The organism is Mesorhizobium sp. M0491 (assembly GCF_040321265.1).
Classification (GTDB): Bacteria; Pseudomonadota; Alphaproteobacteria; order Rhizobiales; family Rhizobiaceae; genus Mesorhizobium.
In genome coordinates this window covers 23,760-41,992 of the sequence record NZ_JAMYRE010000013.1, presented here as the reverse complement: position 1 = coordinate 41,992, position 18,233 = coordinate 23,760, and the positions used below count along the sequence as shown (strand labels likewise).

At 62.7% G+C, this 18,233-nt stretch carries 13 protein-coding genes; 10 read left to right on the top strand and 3 right to left on the bottom strand.

Annotation, left to right across the window (positions count from 1 at the left end; translation table 11 throughout):
- Nucleotides 1–4 precede the first annotated feature (4 nt).
- The 3 genes from NKI69_RS18160 to NKI69_RS18150 form a co-directional block, all read right to left on the bottom strand.
- Nucleotides 5–3,136 carry an efflux RND transporter permease subunit gene (locus NKI69_RS18160; protein WP_023810107.1) on the bottom strand — a complete coding sequence of 1,044 codons (3,132 nt, stop codon included), beginning with the start codon at nt 3,134–3,136 and terminating at the stop codon, nt 5–7.
- Nucleotides 3,133–4,296 (bottom strand): efflux RND transporter periplasmic adaptor subunit, encoded by a 1,164-nt coding sequence (locus NKI69_RS18155; protein ID WP_023810106.1) that lies wholly within the window; start codon nt 4,294–4,296, stop codon nt 3,133–3,135. The genes NKI69_RS18160 and NKI69_RS18155 overlap by 4 nt, the downstream gene beginning before the upstream one ends.
- 192 nt (nt 4,297–4,488) lie before the next feature.
- Nucleotides 4,489–5,316: a MurR/RpiR family transcriptional regulator gene (locus NKI69_RS18150; protein WP_023810105.1), complete on the bottom strand. Its 828-nt coding sequence runs from the start codon at nt 5,314–5,316 to the stop codon at nt 4,489–4,491.
- 144 nt (nt 5,317–5,460) lie between these two features.
- Between NKI69_RS18150 and NKI69_RS18145 the strand changes: the two genes are divergently transcribed.
- The 10 genes from NKI69_RS18145 (at nt 5,461) to NKI69_RS18100 (ending at nt 18,122) form a co-directional block, all read left to right on the top strand.
- Nucleotides 5,461–6,279, top strand: coding sequence for an N-formylglutamate amidohydrolase (locus tag NKI69_RS18145; protein ID WP_023810104.1), 819 nt, complete (start codon nt 5,461–5,463; stop codon nt 6,277–6,279).
- A gap of 18 nt (nt 6,280–6,297) precedes the next feature.
- Complete coding sequence (locus tag NKI69_RS18140; RefSeq protein ID WP_023810103.1) at nt 6,298–7,860, top strand: amino acid permease; 1,563 nt, start codon at nt 6,298–6,300, stop codon at nt 7,858–7,860.
- Between the two features lie 87 nt (nt 7,861–7,947).
- On the top strand, nt 7,948–9,318 hold the full coding sequence (locus NKI69_RS18135; RefSeq protein WP_023810102.1) for a glutamine synthetase family protein: 1,371 nt from the start codon (nt 7,948–7,950) through the stop codon (nt 9,316–9,318).
- Nucleotides 9,319–9,509: 191 nt separating this feature from the next.
- A complete protein-coding gene (locus NKI69_RS18130; protein WP_023810101.1) occupies nt 9,510–10,898 on the top strand; it encodes an aldehyde dehydrogenase family protein in 1,389 nt (462 codons plus the stop codon).
- 17 nt (nt 10,899–10,915) lie between these two features.
- Nucleotides 10,916–12,088: an iron-containing alcohol dehydrogenase gene (locus NKI69_RS18125; RefSeq protein WP_352440920.1), complete on the top strand. Its 1,173-nt coding sequence runs from the start codon at nt 10,916–10,918 to the stop codon at nt 12,086–12,088.
- Between the two features lie 242 nt (nt 12,089–12,330).
- On the top strand, nt 12,331–13,437 hold the full coding sequence (locus NKI69_RS18120) for an ABC transporter substrate-binding protein (RefSeq protein ID WP_127290572.1): 1,107 nt from the start codon (nt 12,331–12,333) through the stop codon (nt 13,435–13,437).
- Between the two features lie 63 nt (nt 13,438–13,500).
- Entirely contained in the window at nt 13,501–14,415 is a 915-nt protein-coding gene (locus NKI69_RS18115; protein WP_023810098.1) for an ABC transporter permease, read from the top strand.
- Nucleotides 14,412–15,203 carry an ABC transporter permease gene (locus NKI69_RS18110; RefSeq protein ID WP_023759707.1) on the top strand — a complete coding sequence of 264 codons (792 nt, stop codon included), beginning with the start codon at nt 14,412–14,414 and terminating at the stop codon, nt 15,201–15,203. Before NKI69_RS18115 ends, NKI69_RS18110 begins: the two co-directional genes overlap by 4 nt.
- Before the next feature lie 30 nt (nt 15,204–15,233).
- Complete coding sequence (locus NKI69_RS18105) at nt 15,234–16,298, top strand: ABC transporter ATP-binding protein (RefSeq protein ID WP_023810097.1); 1,065 nt, start codon at nt 15,234–15,236, stop codon at nt 16,296–16,298.
- A gap of 273 nt (nt 16,299–16,571) precedes the next feature.
- Complete coding sequence (locus NKI69_RS18100; RefSeq protein ID WP_352722267.1) at nt 16,572–18,122, top strand: cation:proton antiporter; 1,551 nt, start codon at nt 16,572–16,574, stop codon at nt 18,120–18,122.
- The last annotated feature ends 111 nt before the right edge of the window (nt 18,123–18,233 follow it).

Sequence of the window (18,233 nt, the reverse complement as noted above, 5' to 3'; positions counted from 1 at the left end):
ATTTCTATTCTGCCGGCTCCACATTGGTGTAGGCGGCTTCCTCCAACTCGCGCTTCAGCCGGGCTTCCTCGTGGGTCTTCGGCGTGACGAAGCGGCCAAGCAGGAGATAGGCGACCGGCGTCAGGAACAGTGTCGAGACGGTGGCCAGCCCCAGGCCGCCGACGATGACCCAGCCGAGCGCGACGCGCGCCTCGGCACCGGCGCCGCTCGCCAGCACCAGCGGCAGGCCGCCGAGCACGGTGCAGATCATCGTCATCATCACCGGCCGCACGCGGATGATCGAGGCCTGTTCGATCGCCTCGCGCACGCCAAGCCCGCGGTCGCGCAACTGGTTGGCGAATTCGACGATCAGGATGCCGTTCTTGGCCATGACGCCGACCAAAAGCACCAGGCCGATCTGGCTGTAGGCGTTGAGACTGGTGCCCGAGAGGAGAAGCGCGAAAATCGCACAGGCCAGCCCGAGCGGCACCGTCGCCATGATGATGACGGCGCTGACAAAACTTTCGAACTGGGCGGCCAGCACCAAAAGGATGATGACCAGCGCGAAGCCGAAAATGGTGACCATGGCGCTGTTGGTCTCGCCTAGCGTCGCCGCCTCGGCCAGGGGCAGGATGCGGCTGCCTGGCGGCAGCAGCGGTGTGGCGATTTGCTCGGCGCGGGTGAGCGCGTCGCCAAGCGCGAAGTCGCCGCTGAGGTTGGAGGTGATCGCCACAGAGGGCTGCTGCTGTTCGCGCGACAGCGACGGTGGCACGGCGCGTTCGGTCAGCGTGGCGATGGTCGACATCGGCACGAAACGTCCGTCGGCTGTTTTCAGGAAGATGTTTTCCAGATCCGTCGGATCGTTGATCGGATTGGTGGTCGAGACCAGCTTCACGCCGTAGCTGCGGTCGGCGATGTAGACGTCGACGACGTCGTTGCCGTCGAGCATGGCCTGCAAGGTGTTGGCCAGTCCTGATATGTCGATGCCGAGGTCGGAGGCGCGCTCGCGGTCGATGGCCACGGCTAGCTGCGGCTGCGTCGGGTCGATCGACAGGCGCGGTGTCTGGAAGCGCGGGTCCTTCTGCATCTCGGCGATGATCTTCACGGCGGCATCGCCGAGTGCCTTGCGGTCGTTGCCGACCAGCGCGAACTGCAGGCCGTTGCCGGCGCCACGGATACCGAGGCTGTTGGGCTGCACCGGGAAGATGCGCACGCTCGGCACCTGCCTGGTCAGCTGGCTGATCTCGGCCATGATCTCCTGCTGGCTGCGGCTGCGCTCGTTCCACGGCGCCAGCGTCATCACCATGAAGCCGGAGTTGTAGGAGCCGTTCTGGCCGGCATTTTCGAAAGTGCTGCGGATCTCGCCGGAATCGCGCATCGGCTGGATCAGTCTCTCGATCTTCTGCATCTGCTGCGTTGTGTAGTCGAGGCTGACGCCTTGCGGGGCGCTGATGCGCAGAAGCACGGCGGCGCGGTCCTCGGTCGGCGTCAGCTCCTGGCGGATGGTGCCGAACAGCGTGAAGGCGGTGCCGGCGAACAGCACCGCGACCAGAAGCACGATCCATGGCGCGTCGAGGCAGGCGTGCAGGCTGCGCTTGTAGGCCGTATTGAGCGCGCCGCCGATGCGGGCGCCGATGCCATGGCCACCTTCGTGGTGGAGCGATGCGCTGGTCAGCATGCGCGAGGCGAGCATTGGGCACAGCGTCAGCGCCACCACGCAGGACAAGAGCACCGACATGGCAAGCACGAAGCCGAATTCGCGGAACAAGCCGCCGGTCTGGCCGGGCAGGAACGAGATCGGCACGAAGACGGCGACCAGCGTCAAGGTGGTGGCGATGACGGCGAAGAACACCTCCTGCGCGCCGAGCACGGCGGCGGCGCGCGGCCCCATGCCTTCGTTGCGTCGTCGCACGATGTTTTCGAGCACGACGATGGCGTCGTCGACGACCAGACCGGTCGCCAGCACCAGCGCGAGCAGGGTCAGGATGTTGACCGAGAAGCCGGCCAGATAGATGGCGGCGATGGTGCCGATCATGGCGACCGGCATCGACAGGCCGGGGATCAGCGTCGCACGCCAGTCGAGGAGAAACATGTAGATGACGATCAGCACCATGGTGACGGACAGGCCGAGCGCGATCTCGACCTCGTGCACCGCCCCCTTGACGAAGACAGCGTCGTCGCTGGTGATCTTGATCGACATGCCCTCGGGCAGGTTTTCCTGCAGCTTGGCGACGGCGGCCTGGACGCCGGTCGAGATGTCCAGCGTGTTCGATTCCGCCTGGCGGATGATGCCGATGCCGATGCCGGTCTTGCCGTCCGAGCGCAACGTGGTCTGGCCGACGTCGGGGCCGAGCGTGACGGTGGCGACATCGCGGATGCGCGTCGTGCCGCCGACAATTATGTTTTCGAACTCTTCAGGCGTGGTCACGTCGGCAGTCGTGCGGACGATCAGGTCCTGGTTGGTCGTGGTGATCGAACCGGCGGGGGAATCGAAGGCGACCGAGGCAAGGGCGGCCCTGAGGTCGGCGACCGTGAAGCCGAGGCTGGCCAGCTTGTTCTGGTCGACATCGATGCGGAAGATCTTGTCGCGGTCGCCATAGACCTGAACGTCGGCAACGCCGGGCACGGCGGCCAGCTCGTCCTCGATCTGGTCCTGGACCACCACGGTCATGTCCTGGATCGACATGTTGTCCGAGGTCACCGCCAGTCGCATCACCGCGTCGGAATTGGCGTCGGCCTTGACGATGCGCGGCGGATCGGCGGTGTCCGGCATCTGGTTGGCGACGCGGCCGACGGCATCACGCACGTCCGAGGCGGCGACATTTAGATCGACGCCATCGTTGAACTCGATGGTGACGCGGCTCGAGCCGAATGAGGAAGACGACGAGATCGACTTGACGCCGGAGACGCGGGCGACGGCGCCCTCGATGGTGTCGGTCAGTTCGCGATCGACGGTCTCGGCCGCCGCGCCCTCGAAGGTGGTGGAAACGGTGACCACCGCGCGATCGACGTCCGGCAGTTCGCGGATCTCGACGCCGTAGAAGGCGGCCAGGCCGGCGACCGCAATCAGTGTGTTCAGCACGAAGGCCATCACCGGCCTGCGGATGAACAGGGCGGTGAAGCCGGTCTCGCTGGCAGTGTTGGCGGGGCTGGTCATGTGCCTGCGGCGGCGTCCGCGGCGCGCTGCTCTTCGCCGGCGAGGCGGACCGCGCCGCCCTCGCTGACGCTCTGGGTGCCTTCTGTGACCACCATGTCGCCATTGTCGATCTCGGCGTCGATCAGCACGGTCTCGGTGTTGCGCTGTACGATGCGCACCGGGACCCGCCTGGCCTTGCCGTCCTCGATCTGCCAGACATAGGCGCCGTCCGCCCCCCACAGGATCGCCAGCGGGCTGACGGCCGGATAGGTTTGCCCCGGAAATTTCATGGTGATGCCGAACGACATGCCGGCGCGCAGTGAATCCGCCGGGTTGGCGATCTTGGCCTTGACCAGCAGGGTGCGGCTCTTTTCATCGATGTGGTTGTCAATGGCCGAAACGGTGCCGCTATAAGCATTGCTGGGATTGGCGATCGGCGTCGCCGTCAATTGTGCACCGATCTTGACGGCGGCAGCGAAGCGCTCGGGCACCAGGAAGTCGACCAGGATCGAGGACCGGTCGTCGAGCGTGGCGATGGCCGACTGGTTGGTGACATAATTGCCGGCCGAGATCGGCAGGATGCCGACGGTGCCGGCGATCGGCGCCAGAATCGACCGGCGCTGCAGTGCGAGTTCCGCATCCTGAAGCGCCAGCTTGGCGCCCGCCAGCACCACCTCGGCGTCAGCCACTGCGACTGGTGTCGCGGCATTGGAGGCACGAAGCGACCTGACACGGTCGAGTTTGGCCTGCGCATCCTGCAAGGCGAGCTTGGCGCGGTCCTGAGAGATCACTTCGGTCTCGGAATCCAGGGTGGCGAGAATCTGTCCCTTATCGACATGGCTGCCGGATTCGACCAGCAGTTCGGCGAGGCGGCCGGAGCTGTAGGGATTGACGGCCACCGAGGCGTTGGCACGGCCGGTGCCGATTGCCTGCAGGCGGTCGTTGATAACAGCCGAAGTGGCCGCAAGGGCGACCACGTTCACCCGCTGGTTGCCGCTATTGCGGCCGTTTGACTGCTTCGCGTTGGCGGCGCCGGTCTCAGCCGGGGGCGTTGCCGCGGAGGCCCAGTCGATGCCCCAGCGTGCCAGCACGTCCGGCGCGCCGGGATAAAAGCGCAGCCAGGCGGCTGCCGCCACCACCAGCACCACAAGTGCAAAAAGTATCTGTTTCCAGGCGGCCATCGGCACTCCGGTTGGTAAAACAATCCTTCCGTCTACCGGTTTCCCGAAATGAAGCAGACGCAGCGAGGCTATTGTAAGGCAAAGAAGCCGCCTCGATATCGCGTCTTTATGACAATTCTCCGGGGGCTGCGCACATTAAATATATGTAACGTTGAGAAAATATGCATAACGCTTTGGATCATCACACAGGCACTAACGCAGACTTTCCATCTCGCGAATGCGTTTGGCGCCTTCTGCTTCCAGTTGCCTGGTGACGGCGCCGATCAGCGTTTCGGCGACGACGAAAAGGGCAGCCGAAGAGTCCCATGCCGACGGCACCGCGGTTCGTCCGGCGATAACATGACGAGCAAAGCGGGCGATCGGCGACAGCCACTGGTCGGTGAACAGCACGATCTGGACGCCACGCTGATGCGCCTTTTCGGCGAAGCGGACGAGGCTGTCCTGGTAGCGCCTGATGTCGAAGATCACCAGCACGTCGCGCTTGCCCATGTCGATCAATCGGTCGCGCCACATGCTCTCCTGCCCGGCGAGGTGAAAGACATCCGGCTGGATGACAGCGAGGTGGGCGGCCATGTAGCGCGCCAGCGGATCGGTGAAGCGGCCGCCGATCAGGAAGGTCTTGCCGCGCCGGTCCGCTAGCCGGGCGGCGATGTCGGCAAGCTGCCTGTCGGACAGGTGTCTGAACGTCTCGCGCATGTTGTCGAGCGTCGCTTCCAGCATCGGCGACACCGTCCCACCACCAGGCGAGGGCGGATTGAGCGTCCTTGTCGCCGGCGATTGCAGTTGCGCCGCCAGTTCGTCCTGCAGGCTCGACTGGAATTCCGGATAGTTCTGAAAACCCAGCCGGGCGACGAAACGCAGGATCGTCGGCGAGGAGACGCCCGCCGCGGCCGAGAATTCAGCGACCGTTTTCAGGCCGATCATCGGATAGTTGGCGATCAGTGTCTGGGCCGCGCGCCGTTCGCCGGCCGGCATCGTGCCGAGGCGATCGGCGATCAGTTCGGCAATGCTGGAAATCATGTTTTCCCCACCCCTGGCCCGGCCGAAGGCCTTTTCCGAGATCGCATTTGACAAAGCCGGACAAACTGTATGAAATCATCCACAGGGACGCAATGAGGCAAAATACGTAACATACGATACAGCGCTCCCCGGGGACGGCACAGTATGGAGAAAGCACGGCCCGCCAGCCTTGCATCGTCTGATACCGTAAGGGTGACGAACCCCGGCGGATCGAGCCCTTTCGTGCTGACTTGCGATCACGCCTCGAACTTCCTGCCGGCCGAATTCGGTACGCTCGGCCTTGCCGCCGAGGACCTGTCCCGTCACATCGCCTGGGATCCCGGCGCGCTGCCGGTTGCCCGCCGCATGGCGCAGGCGCTCGACGCGACGCTGGTGGAAACTCGTATTTCTCGCCTTGTCATCGACTGCAACCGGCCACTCGACGCGCCCGACCTGGTACCGCCGGTCAGTGAGACAACGGCCATACCGGGCAATGCCGGCCTGTCGGAGAGCGAGCGGGCGGCGCGTGTTGCCCTGTCATGGCAGCCGTTCCACAACACGATTGCCGGTATCATCGACAACAGGCTGTCACAGGGTCAGCAAACCCGGCTGGTTTCGGTCCACTCCTTCACGCCGGTCTACAAGTCCATGAGCCGGCCCTGGCATATCGGCATCATCCACGACGAGGATCGCCGGCTGGCGGCGCCGCTGATATCGGCGCTGAAGCGGCTTGCCGGCGTCACCGTCGGCGTCAACGAGCCTTATTCGCCTGATGACCGCGTCTATTTCACGCTGGAACGGCATGCGCGCTCGCGCGGCCTGCCCTGCGCGATGATCGAAATCCGCAACGACGAAATCGCCGGCGAGACCGGGCAGCGGAAATGGGCGGATCTGCTCACGGGCATTTTTTCGGATCTGGAGCCAGAGGAGGCCGGATATTCCAGATCGCATTCAGTCGGAAAGTCAGTTCAATCGGCCAATTAGAACCACAGGGGAATGAAAATGGCAGGACCGGATTATACGGACGTTGACAAGAAGGAGGACCTGAAGGTTCTCCATGGCATGGGCTATGCCCAGGAACTGTCGCGAAGCATGAGCCGCTTCTCGAATTTCGCGATATCGTTCTCGATCATCTGCATCCTTTCGGGCGGCATCAACTCCTTCGCGCAAGCCACATCGTCGATCGGCGGCGCAGGTGCGGGCATCGGCTGGATCGTCGGCTGCTGCGTGTCGGGCTTCTTCGCCCTTGCCATGGCGCAGATCGCCTCGGCATTTCCGACCGCCGGCGGCCTCTATCACTGGTCGTCGATCCTCGGCAACCGCTTCACCGGCTGGCTGACGGCCTGGCTAAACCTGTTCGGCCTGATCACCGTGCTCGGCGCCATCAACATCGGCACCGCTTTCTTCTTCGTTGGAACGTTCGGAAGCTGGTTTGGCATCACCGGCACGCCGGGCGAAATCGTCGGGTTCGTCGCCTTCATCACCGTGCTGCAGGCGCTGTTCAACCATTTCGGCATCAAACTGACGGCAATGCTCACCGATGCTTCGGGCTTTCTTATCCTGGGCGCAACAGCAGTGCTGATCGTGGCCTGCCTGGTGTTCGCACCGGCAATCGACATCAGCCGGCTGTGGACGTTCACCAACTATTCAGGCGATGCGGGCGGCGGTGTTTTTCCGCAAACCGACTCCATGAGCTACCTGTTCCTGCTCTGCCTGCTTCTGCCCGTCTATACCATCACCGGCTATGACGCCTCGGCCCACACCTCCGAGGAGACCGTCAAGGCAGCACACTCCGTCCCGCGGGCGATCGTTTCGTCGGTGCTGTGGTCGTCGCTGATCGGCTGGGTGATGCTGTGCGCAATCGTTCTCGCGATCCCGGACCTGGCTGCCGGCGCCAAGCAGGGATGGAGCGTATTCTTCTCGACAATGGATGCAATCCTGCCGGTGTGGCTGAAGGAACTGCTTTATTTTGCAATCCTGATCTCGCAATTCCTCTGCGGCCTCGCCACCGTGACCTCGGCTTCGCGCATGCTGTTCGCCTTCTCTCGCGACGGCGGCATGCCTGTTGGCTCCGCGGCTCTCGCCAAGGTCAACCCGACCTGGCGCACGCCGGTCAATGCGATCTGGACGGCCGCGATCCTCGAGATCCTTTATGTGTTCCTTGCCCAGTTTATTTCGATCGGCGGCACCAACATCTACACCATCGTCGTCAATTCGACGCTGGTGTTCCTGTTCCTGTCGTTCACCATCCCGATCGCACTCGGCATGGTCGCATTCGGCACGGCCAAGTGGCCCAATCCTGGCCCGTGGAACCTGGGCGCCGGACTGTTCAAGCTCTTCTGTGCGCTGTCGATTGTCGGCATGGTGATCATCTTCTACATCGCCATCCAGCCGCCGAACGACAAGGTGCTTTACATCACCATAGGCTTCATCTTGCTGACCGCCGTGCTTTGGTTCGGTTTCGAGAATCGCCGCTTCCAGGGTCCGCCGATCGGTGACCAGATTGCCAAACGCCAGGCCGCGATCAGGGCAGCCGAGGTGGCTATCGGCGAAGCTGGCGCCTGATATCGCCCTATATGGCCATGGCCGGCCTCGCGCCGGCCATGGCTACGTTTATCCCTTTCAATCGACAAGTGCTGGAGTGCCAAAGGAATGGCCGGAAATTTCTCGTTCGATCAGTTGAAGAAAGCGGTCTCCAGCGGTGAGATCGACACCGTGCTGGCCTGCATCGTCGACATGCAGGGACGGTTGGCGGGAAAACGCTTCCTGGCGCAGTACTTCATCGATTCCGCGCATGACGAAACGCATGGCTGCAACTATCTGCTGGCGGCCGACATCGATATGGAACCGGTGCCGGGCTACAAGGCCGCGAGCTGGTCGAAGGGCTATGGCGATTTCGTCATGAAGCCGGATCTCGCCACGCTGCGGCGCATTCCCTGGCTGGAAAAGACCGCACTCGTGATCTGCGACGTGCTCGACCACCACACCCATGATGACCTGCCGCACTCGCCGCGCGCCATCCTCAAGAAGCAGGTCAAGCGGCTGAGCGAGCGCGGCTATATCGGCTATTTCGCTTCCGAGCTCGAATTCTATCTGTTCAACGAGACATACGATTCTGCCCGAAAGAAGCACTGGCAGGGTCTCGACACCGCATCGCCCTATATCGGCGACTACCAGATCGGCATCACCACCAAGGAAGAAGGCGTCATGCGCCGGCTTCGCAATGAGATGGAAGCGGCCGGCATCCCGATCGAAAATTCCAAGGGCGAGTGGGGTCCGGGCCAGGAAGAGATCAATGTGCGCTATGCCGAGGCGCTCGACATGGCCGACCGCCACGTCATCCTGAAGAACGGCGCCAAGGAAATCGCCGAGTCCGAGGGCAAGGCGATTTCGTTCATGTCCAAGTATAATTACGGGCTCGCCGGCAATTCCAGCCACATCCACAATTCGCTGTGGAGCGCCGACGGCAAGACACCGCTGTTCTTCGACAAGACGGCCGACTGGACGCTGTCGACGCTTGGCCAGCAATGGGCCGCCGGCCAGCTCAAATACGCCAAGGAATTCACCTGGTTCCTGGCGCCCTATATCAACTCCTACAAGCGCTTCCAGGCCGGCACCTTCGCGCCGACTAAGATCATGTGGAGCGAGGACAACCGTACCGCCGGCTTCCGCCTGTGCGGCGAGGGCACCAAGGGCATCCGCATGGAATGCCGCATCGGCGGCGCCGATCTGAATCCGTATCTTGCGTTCGCAGCGCTGATCGCCGCCGGCCTTGCCGGCATCCACGAAAAGCTGGAATTGCAGAAGCCGTTCGTCGGCGATGCCTATCAGGCATCTCGCCTGCCGGAGATCCCGAAGACGCTGCGCGATGCCACCGACACGCTGGCGAAGTCGAAGATGCTCAAGCAGGCGCTCGGCGAGGATGTGCTCGAACACTATGTCCACACCGCAAAGTGGGAGCAGTTCGAATACGACCGCCGCATTACAGATTGGGAACTGCACAGAGGGTTCGAGCGGTACTAGTTATCGACTGTTCGTCGGCGCCGTCGGCGCCGTCCCTTACCCTTCCTCTCCGTGTGAAGAAAACGGAGAGGAGGCGAAGACGCTGGAGCTCCATCCTTCTCCCCGTCACTATGCGGGGAGGGGTGCCGGCAGGCGGATTAGGGGCAGCGTCAGCCCACAAGACTTTGTTGTAGAATGCGAGGACTTCCAAAATGACCGAAACGGTCAAACTCATATCCCCCATCGATGGCTCGATCTATGCCGAGCGGCCGATCGCGACCGACCAAGCGATCAACGCCGCGGTCGAGCGTGCCAAGGCGGCGCAGGAGAAGTGGGCTGAGACGCCGATCGTCGAGCGCGGCAAGTTTATGCTGGCCATGCTGGAAGCGCTGGTCGCGATGACCGACGAGATCGTGCCGGAGATCGCCTGGCAGATGGGGCGCCCGGTGCGTTATGGCGGCGAGTTCGGTGGTGTCAAGGAGCGCACCACCTACATGGTCGAGATCGCCGAGGCGGCGCTCAAGGCGGTGCCGGCCTCCAACCCGAAGGACGGCTTCCGTCGCTATGTGAAGAAGGATCCGCTTGGCGTGGTCATGGTGATCGCGCCGTGGAACTATCCCTACCTCACCGCCGTCAACACCATCGTGCCGGCGCTGATGGCCGGCAACACCGTGGTCCTCAAGCATGCGGCGCAGACGCTGCTGGTCGGCGAGCGCTTTCAGCAGGCTTTCGACAAAGCGGGCCTGCCCAAGGGCGTATTCCAGAATGTCGTGCTCAACCATGCCCAGACCGAGAAACTGCTCGGCTCGGGCAAGATCGACCATGTCAATTTCACCGGTTCGGTCGGCGGCGGCCGTGCCATCGAAAAGGCCGCGGCCGGGACCTTCATGACGCTCGGCCTCGAACTTGGCGGCAAGGATCCGGCCTATGTGCTGCCCGACGCCAAGATGGACCATGCGGTCGCCAATCTGGTCGACGGCGCCTTCTACAATTCCGGCCAGTGCTGCTGCGGCATCGAACGTGTCTACGTGCACGAGAAGGTCTATGACGAATTCGTCGAAGGCTTCATCGCCGAGACCAAGAACTATGTCGTCGGCAACCCGCTCGACCAGGCGACGACGATGGGACCGATGGCGCAGGCGCGCTTCGCCGACCTGATCCGCGAACAGAAGGCCGAAGCGCTGCGCAAGGGTGCCAAGGCGCACATCAATATGAAGGTGGCTAACGACAAGGCGGGTTCGCCCTATCTGGCGCCGGAAGTGCTGACAGAAGTCGACCATCAGATGAGCGTCATGCGTGAGGAAAGCTTTGGCCCGATCGTCGGCATCATGAAGGTGCGCAACGACGAAGAGGCGATCGCGCTGATGAACGACAGCCCCTACGGGCTGACCGCTTCGATCTGGACGCGCGATACCGAGCATGCGGTGGCGATCGGCAACCGCGTCGAAACCGGCACGGTGTTCATGAACCGCTGCGACTATCTTGACCCGGCCTTGGTCTGGACCGGCGTCAAGGACACCGGCAAGGGTGCGGGCTTGTCGGCCATCGGCTACGATAATCTGACCCGGCCGAAATCTTTCCATCTGCGCGAAGCCATCTGATTTATTGAAAGACAAAAATGTCCAAGCTGATCTCCAAATGGAACTATCCCACCACCGTCCGCTTCGGCGCCGGTCGCATCAAGGAATTGCCCGAGGTATTGACGGCCACCGGCATCAAGCGGCCGTTGTTCGTCACCGATCCGGGCCTGGCGAAACTGCCGGTCGTCGCCTCGACCTTGAAGATCCTCGACGATGCGAAGGTCCCTTACGGCGTTTTCTCCGAGGTCAGGCCGAACCCGGTCGAATCCAACCTGACCGCCGGCATCGCCGTGTTCAAGAAGGGCAAGCATGACGGCGTCATCGCCTTCGGCGGCGGCTCGGCGCTCGATCTTGGCAAGCTGATCGCCTTCCAGGCCGGGCAGACGCGGCCGGTGTGGGATTTCGAGGATGTCGACGACTGGTGGACGCGCGCCAACTCGGATGCCATCGCGCCGATCATCGCCGTGCCGACCACCGCCGGGACCGGATCGGAGGTTGGCCGCGCCGGCGTCATCACCAATGAGGCCACGCACACCAAGAAGGTCATCTTCCATCCCAAATTGTTGCCGGCTATCGTCATTGCCGATCCGGAGCTTTCGGTCGGCATGCCGGGCTTCATCACCGCCGGTACCGGCATGGATGCGCTGGCCCATTGCCTCGAAGCCTATTGCGCGCCCGGCTACCATCCGATGGCCGACGGCATTGCTGTCGAAGGTGTCCGGCTGGTCTTCGAGAACCTGCCCAAGGCCTATGCCAACGGCAGGGATCTCGTTGCGCGCGCCCATATGATGAGCGCCGCTGCCATGGGCGCCACCGCCTTCCAGAAAGGGCTCGGTGCCATCCATTCGCTTTCGCACCCTGTCGGCGCGCTCTACGACACCCATCACGGTATGACCAACGCGGTGTTCATGCCCTATGTTCTGGCCTTCAACCGGGACTCCATCGAGGAGCGTATTGGCCGGCTCGCCGCCTATTGCGGCATCAAGGGCGGCTTCGACGGCTTCGCCAAAGCCATCATCAAGCTTCGCAAGGAACTGAAGGTGCCGCATGCACTGCCCGGCCTTATCAAGGGGCTCGACATGGACAAGAAGCGTAAGACGCTGATCGCCGACATGGCGGTGGTCGATCCGACTGCCGGCGGCAACCCGGTCAAGCTGACCAAAAAGGCGGCGCTGACGTTGCTCGAAAACGCCATCGCCGGCACGGTCTGAGGCGTTTTCCGCACGCAAAGTGATCTGAAAAGGGGCTATGAAAACAAAGGGGGAGGATGACGGGCAAGGCAGAAATTAGTTAGCCGGAAAAAGAATCCCGAAGCGATTGCTACATCAGGTTAAAAAGAGTTTACTTTTTCGCACTGCGAGCAGCCGCTTTCACAAAGCTTTCATCTGGCTGTCACATGAAAACGATACCGCATCGCAGGCGTCCAACGGCGTCAGTTCAACGGAGAGAACACATGTTCAAATTCACGGGGAAAGTGCTTTCCCTTTCGGCCGCGGCGCTTTTCGCGTCGACGGTGATTTCGTCCGCGGATTCGCTGGACGATCTCGTCAAGGCCGCCAAGGCGGAAGGCCAGCTCACCACCATCGCGCTGCCGCATGACTGGTGCGGTTACGGCGACGTCATCGCCGGCTTCAAGGCGAAGTATCCGGAAATCACCGTCAACGAACTCAATCCCGATGCCGGTTCCGGCGACGAGATCGAGGCGATCAAGGCCAACAAAGATAACAAGGGCCCGCAGGCGCCTGACGTCATCGACGTCGGCCTGTCCTTCGGTCCGACCGCCAAGGCCGATGGCCTGATCCAGCCCTACAAGGTGTCGACCTGGGACTCGATCCCCGACAGCGCCAAGGATGCCGAAGGCTTCTGGACCGGCGACTATTACGGCGTGCTTTCCTTCCAGGTGAACAAGGACCTCGTCAAGGAAGCTCCGGCCGACTGGGCCGACCTGCTGAAGCCGGAATTCGCCAACTCGGTAGCCCTTGCCGGTGATCCGCGTGCCTCGAACCAGGCGATCCAGGCGGTTTATGCCGCCGGCCTGTCGTCAGGCGCCGCCGCCGGTGAGGCTGCCGGCACCGCGGGCCTCGACTTCTTCAAGAAGCTCAATGCCGCCGGCAATTTCGTGCCGGTCATCGGCAAGGCCGCGACGCTAGCCCAGGGCCAGACCCCGATCCTCGTCACCTGGGACTACAACGCGCTCGCCGGCCGCGACACGCTGAAGGGCAATCCGCCCGTCGACGTCGTCGTGCCGAAGACCGGTGTTGTCGCCGGTGTCTATGTGCAGGCGATCAGCGCCTACGCGCCGCATCCGAATGCAGCCAAGCTCTGGCTCGAATACCTCTACTCGGACGAAGGCCAGATCGGCTGGCTGAAAGGCTATTGCCACCCGATCCGCTTCAACGATCTCGCCAAGAACGGCAAGATCCCGGCTGACATCCTCGCCAAGCTGCCGCCGGCCGAAGCCTATGCTTCCGCCGTGTTCCCGACGCTTGACGAGCAGGGCAAGTCCAAGGAAGCCATCACCAAGAACTGGGATGCCGTCGTCGGCGCCAACGTCAAGTAACTCACACCATGCCGGGCGGCCTCGCGGCCGCCCGGTCCTTCTCTCGAAGACGGTAGCCGGCGCATGACCGATATCTCATTGTCCGACCACGCTGTTACCGGGAAGACCGCGCCTCCCGCCGAGGCACGCAGCATGCGGCTGCCGACCCAGTGGCTTGGCGTTGCACCGTTCTTCATCTTCGCCATCATGTTCCTCATCCTGCCCACGCTCTATCTGATGCTGGGTGCATTCCAGAACGATGCCGGCGAATTCACTCTCGAAAACATCGCAGCGCTGGCGCAACCGTCCATCGTTGCCGCCTACTGGATTTCTATCAAGATCAGTCTTGCTTCATCGCTGATTGGCGCATTCGCGGGCCTGGCGATTGCCATTGCCATCGTGCGCGGTGGCCTGCCGGACTGGATACGTTCGGCGACACTGACGTTTTCCGGCGTGGCCTCCAATTTTGCCGGCGTGCCGCTGGCCTTTGCCTTCCTCGCCACGCTCGGCCGCCTCGGCCTTGCGACGGTGATCCTGAACACCGTGTTCGGCCTTAACATCTACGCGCATGGCTTCAACATCCTGTCATTCTGGGGCCTGACACTGACCTATGTCTATTTCCAGATACCGCTGATGGTGGTGATCATCGTGCCAGCCATCGACGGGCTGAAGAAGGAATGGGGCGAGGCAGCCGCGACGCTGGGCGCGACCATGTCCCAGTACTGGCGCATGGTGGTCATTCCGGTGATCTGGCCGAGTTTCCTCGGCACCGTGATCCTGTTGTTCGCCAACGCCTTCGGCGCCATCGCCACCGCCTATGCGCTGACCGGCTCGTCGCTCAACATCGTGCCGATCCTGCTTTATGCACAGATCCGTGGAGATGTGCTGCACAATGCCCATCTCGGCTATGCCATCGCCTTCGGCATGATCGTCATCACCGGTCTTGCCAATGTGTTCTACATCTGGTTCCGGACCCGTTCCGAGAGGTGGCTGAAATGAAGTCGGGAAAGTTCTGGGCCTGGCTCGTCTTCGCTCTTGGCGCGGCCTACTTTTTCATCCCGCTGATCGCGACCGTGGAGTTCTCGATGCGCATGCGGCGCGGGGAGTACTCCTTCGACGCCTACAAGGTCGTGTTGGGCGACGCCCGTTTCCAGGCCACCTTCGGCTATTCGGTACTGGCCGCCGTTTTCACCATCATTCTCGGTGTGCTGATCGTGGTGCCCGCCGCTTATTGGATCCGGCTTCGGCTGCCGCAATTGCGGCCGATCGTCGAGTTCATTACCCTGCTGCCGCTGGTTATCCCAGCCATCGTCATCGTCTTCGGCTACATCAGAATGTACGGTTCGAATTCGCCGCTGCCGTTTCTGGCGACCGATACAGGCACCAATGCCTTGTTGGTCATCGGCTATGCGACACTGGCGCTGCCCTATATGTATCGCGCCGTCGACACCGGGCTTCGCACAATCGACGTGCGCACTTTGACGGAAGCGGCCCAGATCCTTGGGGCTGGCTGGGGCACCATCATCACCCGTGTCATCCTGCCCAACGTGCTGATCGCGGTGCTCTCGGGCGCCTTCCTCACCTTCGCCATCGTCATCGGCGAATTCACCATGGCCAGCCTGCTCAACCGGCCTGCCTTCGGCCCTTATCTGCAGAATATTGGTGCCAACCGCGCCTATGAGCCGGCGGCACTTGCCATCATCGCCTTCGCCATCACCTGGGGCTGCATGTCGCTGATCCAGATACTGTCCCGCTTCGCGCCGAGATCCGCGAACCGTCCCAACTGATCGAAAAGTACTGATCGAAAGAAGAACGCCATGGCCGACCCCTTCCTCTCCATCCAGCACGTTCGAAAATCCTTCGGCGCCACCACGGTCGTGGAGGATTTCAATCTTGACGTCGAGCGTGGTGAATTCGTCTCCTTCCTCGGTCCGTCCGGTTGCGGCAAGACCACCGTGTTGCGCATGGTCGCCGGTTTCGAGGAGCCGAGCGCGGGCACGATCGTCGTCGGCGGCAAGGACATTACGAGGCTGAAGCCCAACCAGCGCAATGTCGGCATGGTGTTCCAGGCCTATGCGCTGTTCCCGAACCTGACCGTGGCGCAGAATATCGGCTTCGGCCTGAAGGTCGCCGGCATGCCGAGGGCCGATATCGATGCCCGCGTCGCCGAGATGCTCGGCATCATCAAGCTGCCGCAGATGGCGGATCGCTATCCCTACCAGCTCTCGGGCGGCCAGCAGCAACGCATCGCGCTGGCCCGCGCCATCGCGCCGAAGCCGAAGCTCTTGCTGCTCGACGAGCCGCTGTCGGCGCTCGATGCCAAGGTGCGTGTGTCGCTGCGCGAGGAAATCCGCTCGATCCAGAAGAAGCTCGGCATCACAACCATTTTCGTGACGCACGACCAGGAAGAGGCGCTGTCGATCTCCGACCGCATCGCCGTCATGTATGGCGGGAAGGCCGAGCAGGTCGGCACGCCGTTCGAGATCTACAACCGCCCGGCGACCAAGTTTGTCGCCAATTTCGTCGGCACCCTGAACGTGCTGGAAGGCACCGTCACCGATGCGGCTGCAGGCACGGTGCGGGTCAATTCCGAACAGGTCTCGCTTAAGGGCAAGCTCAACGGTTCCAAGTCAGGCGACACGCTGTCGCTGGCGTTGCGGCCTGAGGCAATCTCGCTCGGACGACAGCCCGGCCGCGATTCCAGCCTTTCGGGAGAGATATCCGAGGTGCATTTCCTCGGCTCGGTCATCCGGGTTCGTGTCGGCATCGGCGGCAACACGGTCTCGCTCGACACCTTCAACAGCCCGGCGACACCGCCCCCCGCAGTCGGTGAAAAGGCCGAGATCTCGTTCTCGTCGAGCGATATGCTGGTGCTTCACTAGGCTGATGCGCTTGTTCAAAATGAATGGCTGCATCCCGGTCTGCGAAGACGGGAGGATGCTTCCGTCCGCGTGGCATGGGCTGCAATGCAGGGTTTAAGCGAGCCCTCTATCGGTGATTTCGATGTCAGTGCGGTCGGCGCATTTGTCGATTTGGCAGGGCATCGGCGGAAGGCAATTCGAGGCATATTCCCATCGGCTCGAGCTTGCTGGCCAATCAACAGTTTCCAGCCGCTTTGCCACTGCCAGCGTCTCGCTTCCCGGCTATAACAGGCCATGGCGCTTTTCGAACTGACACTCGTTCTGCTGTTGATCGCCGTTGCGCTGACGGCGCTGTCGCGGCGCGTGCAGGTTCCCTATCCCTCTTTGCTGGCGCTGGCAGGGGTGGCCATCGCCTTCGTGCCTGGCGTCCCGACCATAGAGATCGATCCGGAACTGGCGCTAGCCCTGTTCATCGCGCCGGTGCTGCTCGATGCCGCCTATGATACCTCGCTGCGCGATCTCAACCGCTACAGGGTGCCGCTTGTGCTGCTGGCGCTTGGCGCCGTCCTTTTCACGACAGCGACGGTTGCGCTGGCCGGCTGGGCGATGGCAGGCCTGCCGATCGCCGCAGCCATAGCGCTTGGCGCCATCGTGGCGCCGCCCGATGCGGTTGCGGCATCGGCCGTGCTTGGCCAGTTCAAGGTGCCGCACCGCATCACTGCCATTCTGCAGGGCGAGAGCCTGCTCAACGACGCCACCGCGTTGCTGATTTACCGGATGGCGATTTCGGCGGCAGCAGGTTCCATTCTGCTGAGCAGCGCCGTTCCGATGATCCTGCTTTCCACGCTCGGCAGTCTTGCGGCCGGCTACCTGCTTGGCCGGGTGTCTCTGATAACGCTGGGCCGGATCGAGGACCCGGCGAGCGGCACCGTGGTGCAATTTGCCGGCACATTCGGGGTCTGGATCCTGGCCGACAGGCTCGGCCTTTCGGCCATCATCACCATCGTCGTCTATGCCATGACGATCGCCCGCACCGCGCCGCGCCGCATGCCGGCCAGAAACCGCATCAGCTCTTATTCGGTCTGGGAAACGGCGGTCTTCGTGCTCAATGTGCTGGCCTTCGTGCTGATGGGCCTGCAGGCGCGTACGATCGTCGGCCGGCTTGCCGGGCAGGGGCAAACCGATGTGTTCGTCCTGGCCGGAACAGTGCTTGCCATCGTCATCGTTTCACGCCTCATCTGGGTGCTGGGGTGCGGCGCGATCATCAGGTGGTTTGGCCGCTTCGGCGTAGCTGATCGTCAGCGTGACGCTCCGTCGTTTCGTGGCGGCGTGCTGATCGGCTGGTGCGGGATGCGCGGTTTGGTGACGCTTGCGGCGGCATTCGCCCTGCCGGCTGAATTCCCGGCCCGCGACCCGATCGTGCTCGCTGCCTTCACGGTCGTGCTCGGCACGCTGGTGCTGCAAGGCATGAGCCTGAAGCCGCTGCTGCGCCTGCTAAATCTCGACCCTGACGAAACGGTCGACCGCGAGGTTGCGCAGGCACGCGTCGTGGTCATGCAGGCCGCGCTCGACATATTGGGCGGCAAGACATCGGACGCGGCGGCCGCGGTGCGCGAGCAATATGCCGCTCAACGCAAGATCGCCAAAAATCCCGACGATGCCCAGGCAGCGACCGAATATGACCGCTTGCGTCTTTATGCGATCAAGAGCCAGCGCGACGCGCTGGAGGAATTGCGCCGCAACGGGACGATTGGCGACGAAGCCTATCATCGCCTTGAGGAAGAGATCGACTGGACCGAACTGGCGGCGTCGCCACCCGGCCGGTTCCAGCCGCTGAATACATAAGGCATCGCACGCCGTTTTCCGGCGCACGGAAGATACCGAAGTGCTTCGGGATCGGTGCATGATCCCGGTGAAGCAAGGCTGGTCCAAGCCACGTCCATTCTCCTGCACATT

Coding starts and splice junctions, on each gene's coding strand:
- NKI69_RS18160 (WP_023810107.1), bottom strand. CDS start 3,136: ATGACCAGCCCCGCCAACACTGCCAGCGAGACCGGCTTCACCGCCCTG.
- NKI69_RS18155 (WP_023810106.1), bottom strand. CDS start 4,296: ATGGCCGCCTGGAAACAGATACTTTTTGCACTTGTGGTGCTGGTGGTG.
- NKI69_RS18150 (WP_023810105.1), bottom strand. CDS start 5,316: ATGATTTCCAGCATTGCCGAACTGATCGCCGATCGCCTCGGCACGATG.
- NKI69_RS18145 (WP_023810104.1), top strand. CDS start 5,461: ATGGAGAAAGCACGGCCCGCCAGCCTTGCATCGTCTGATACCGTAAGG.
- NKI69_RS18140 (WP_023810103.1), top strand. CDS start 6,298: ATGGCAGGACCGGATTATACGGACGTTGACAAGAAGGAGGACCTGAAG.
- NKI69_RS18135 (WP_023810102.1), top strand. CDS start 7,948: ATGGCCGGAAATTTCTCGTTCGATCAGTTGAAGAAAGCGGTCTCCAGC.
- NKI69_RS18130 (WP_023810101.1), top strand. CDS start 9,510: ATGACCGAAACGGTCAAACTCATATCCCCCATCGATGGCTCGATCTAT.
- NKI69_RS18125 (WP_352440920.1), top strand. CDS start 10,916: ATGTCCAAGCTGATCTCCAAATGGAACTATCCCACCACCGTCCGCTTC.
- NKI69_RS18120 (WP_127290572.1), top strand. CDS start 12,331: ATGTTCAAATTCACGGGGAAAGTGCTTTCCCTTTCGGCCGCGGCGCTT.
- NKI69_RS18115 (WP_023810098.1), top strand. CDS start 13,501: ATGACCGATATCTCATTGTCCGACCACGCTGTTACCGGGAAGACCGCG.
- NKI69_RS18110 (WP_023759707.1), top strand. CDS start 14,412: ATGAAGTCGGGAAAGTTCTGGGCCTGGCTCGTCTTCGCTCTTGGCGCG.
- NKI69_RS18105 (WP_023810097.1), top strand. CDS start 15,234: ATGGCCGACCCCTTCCTCTCCATCCAGCACGTTCGAAAATCCTTCGGC.
- NKI69_RS18100 (WP_352722267.1), top strand. CDS start 16,572: ATGGCGCTTTTCGAACTGACACTCGTTCTGCTGTTGATCGCCGTTGCG.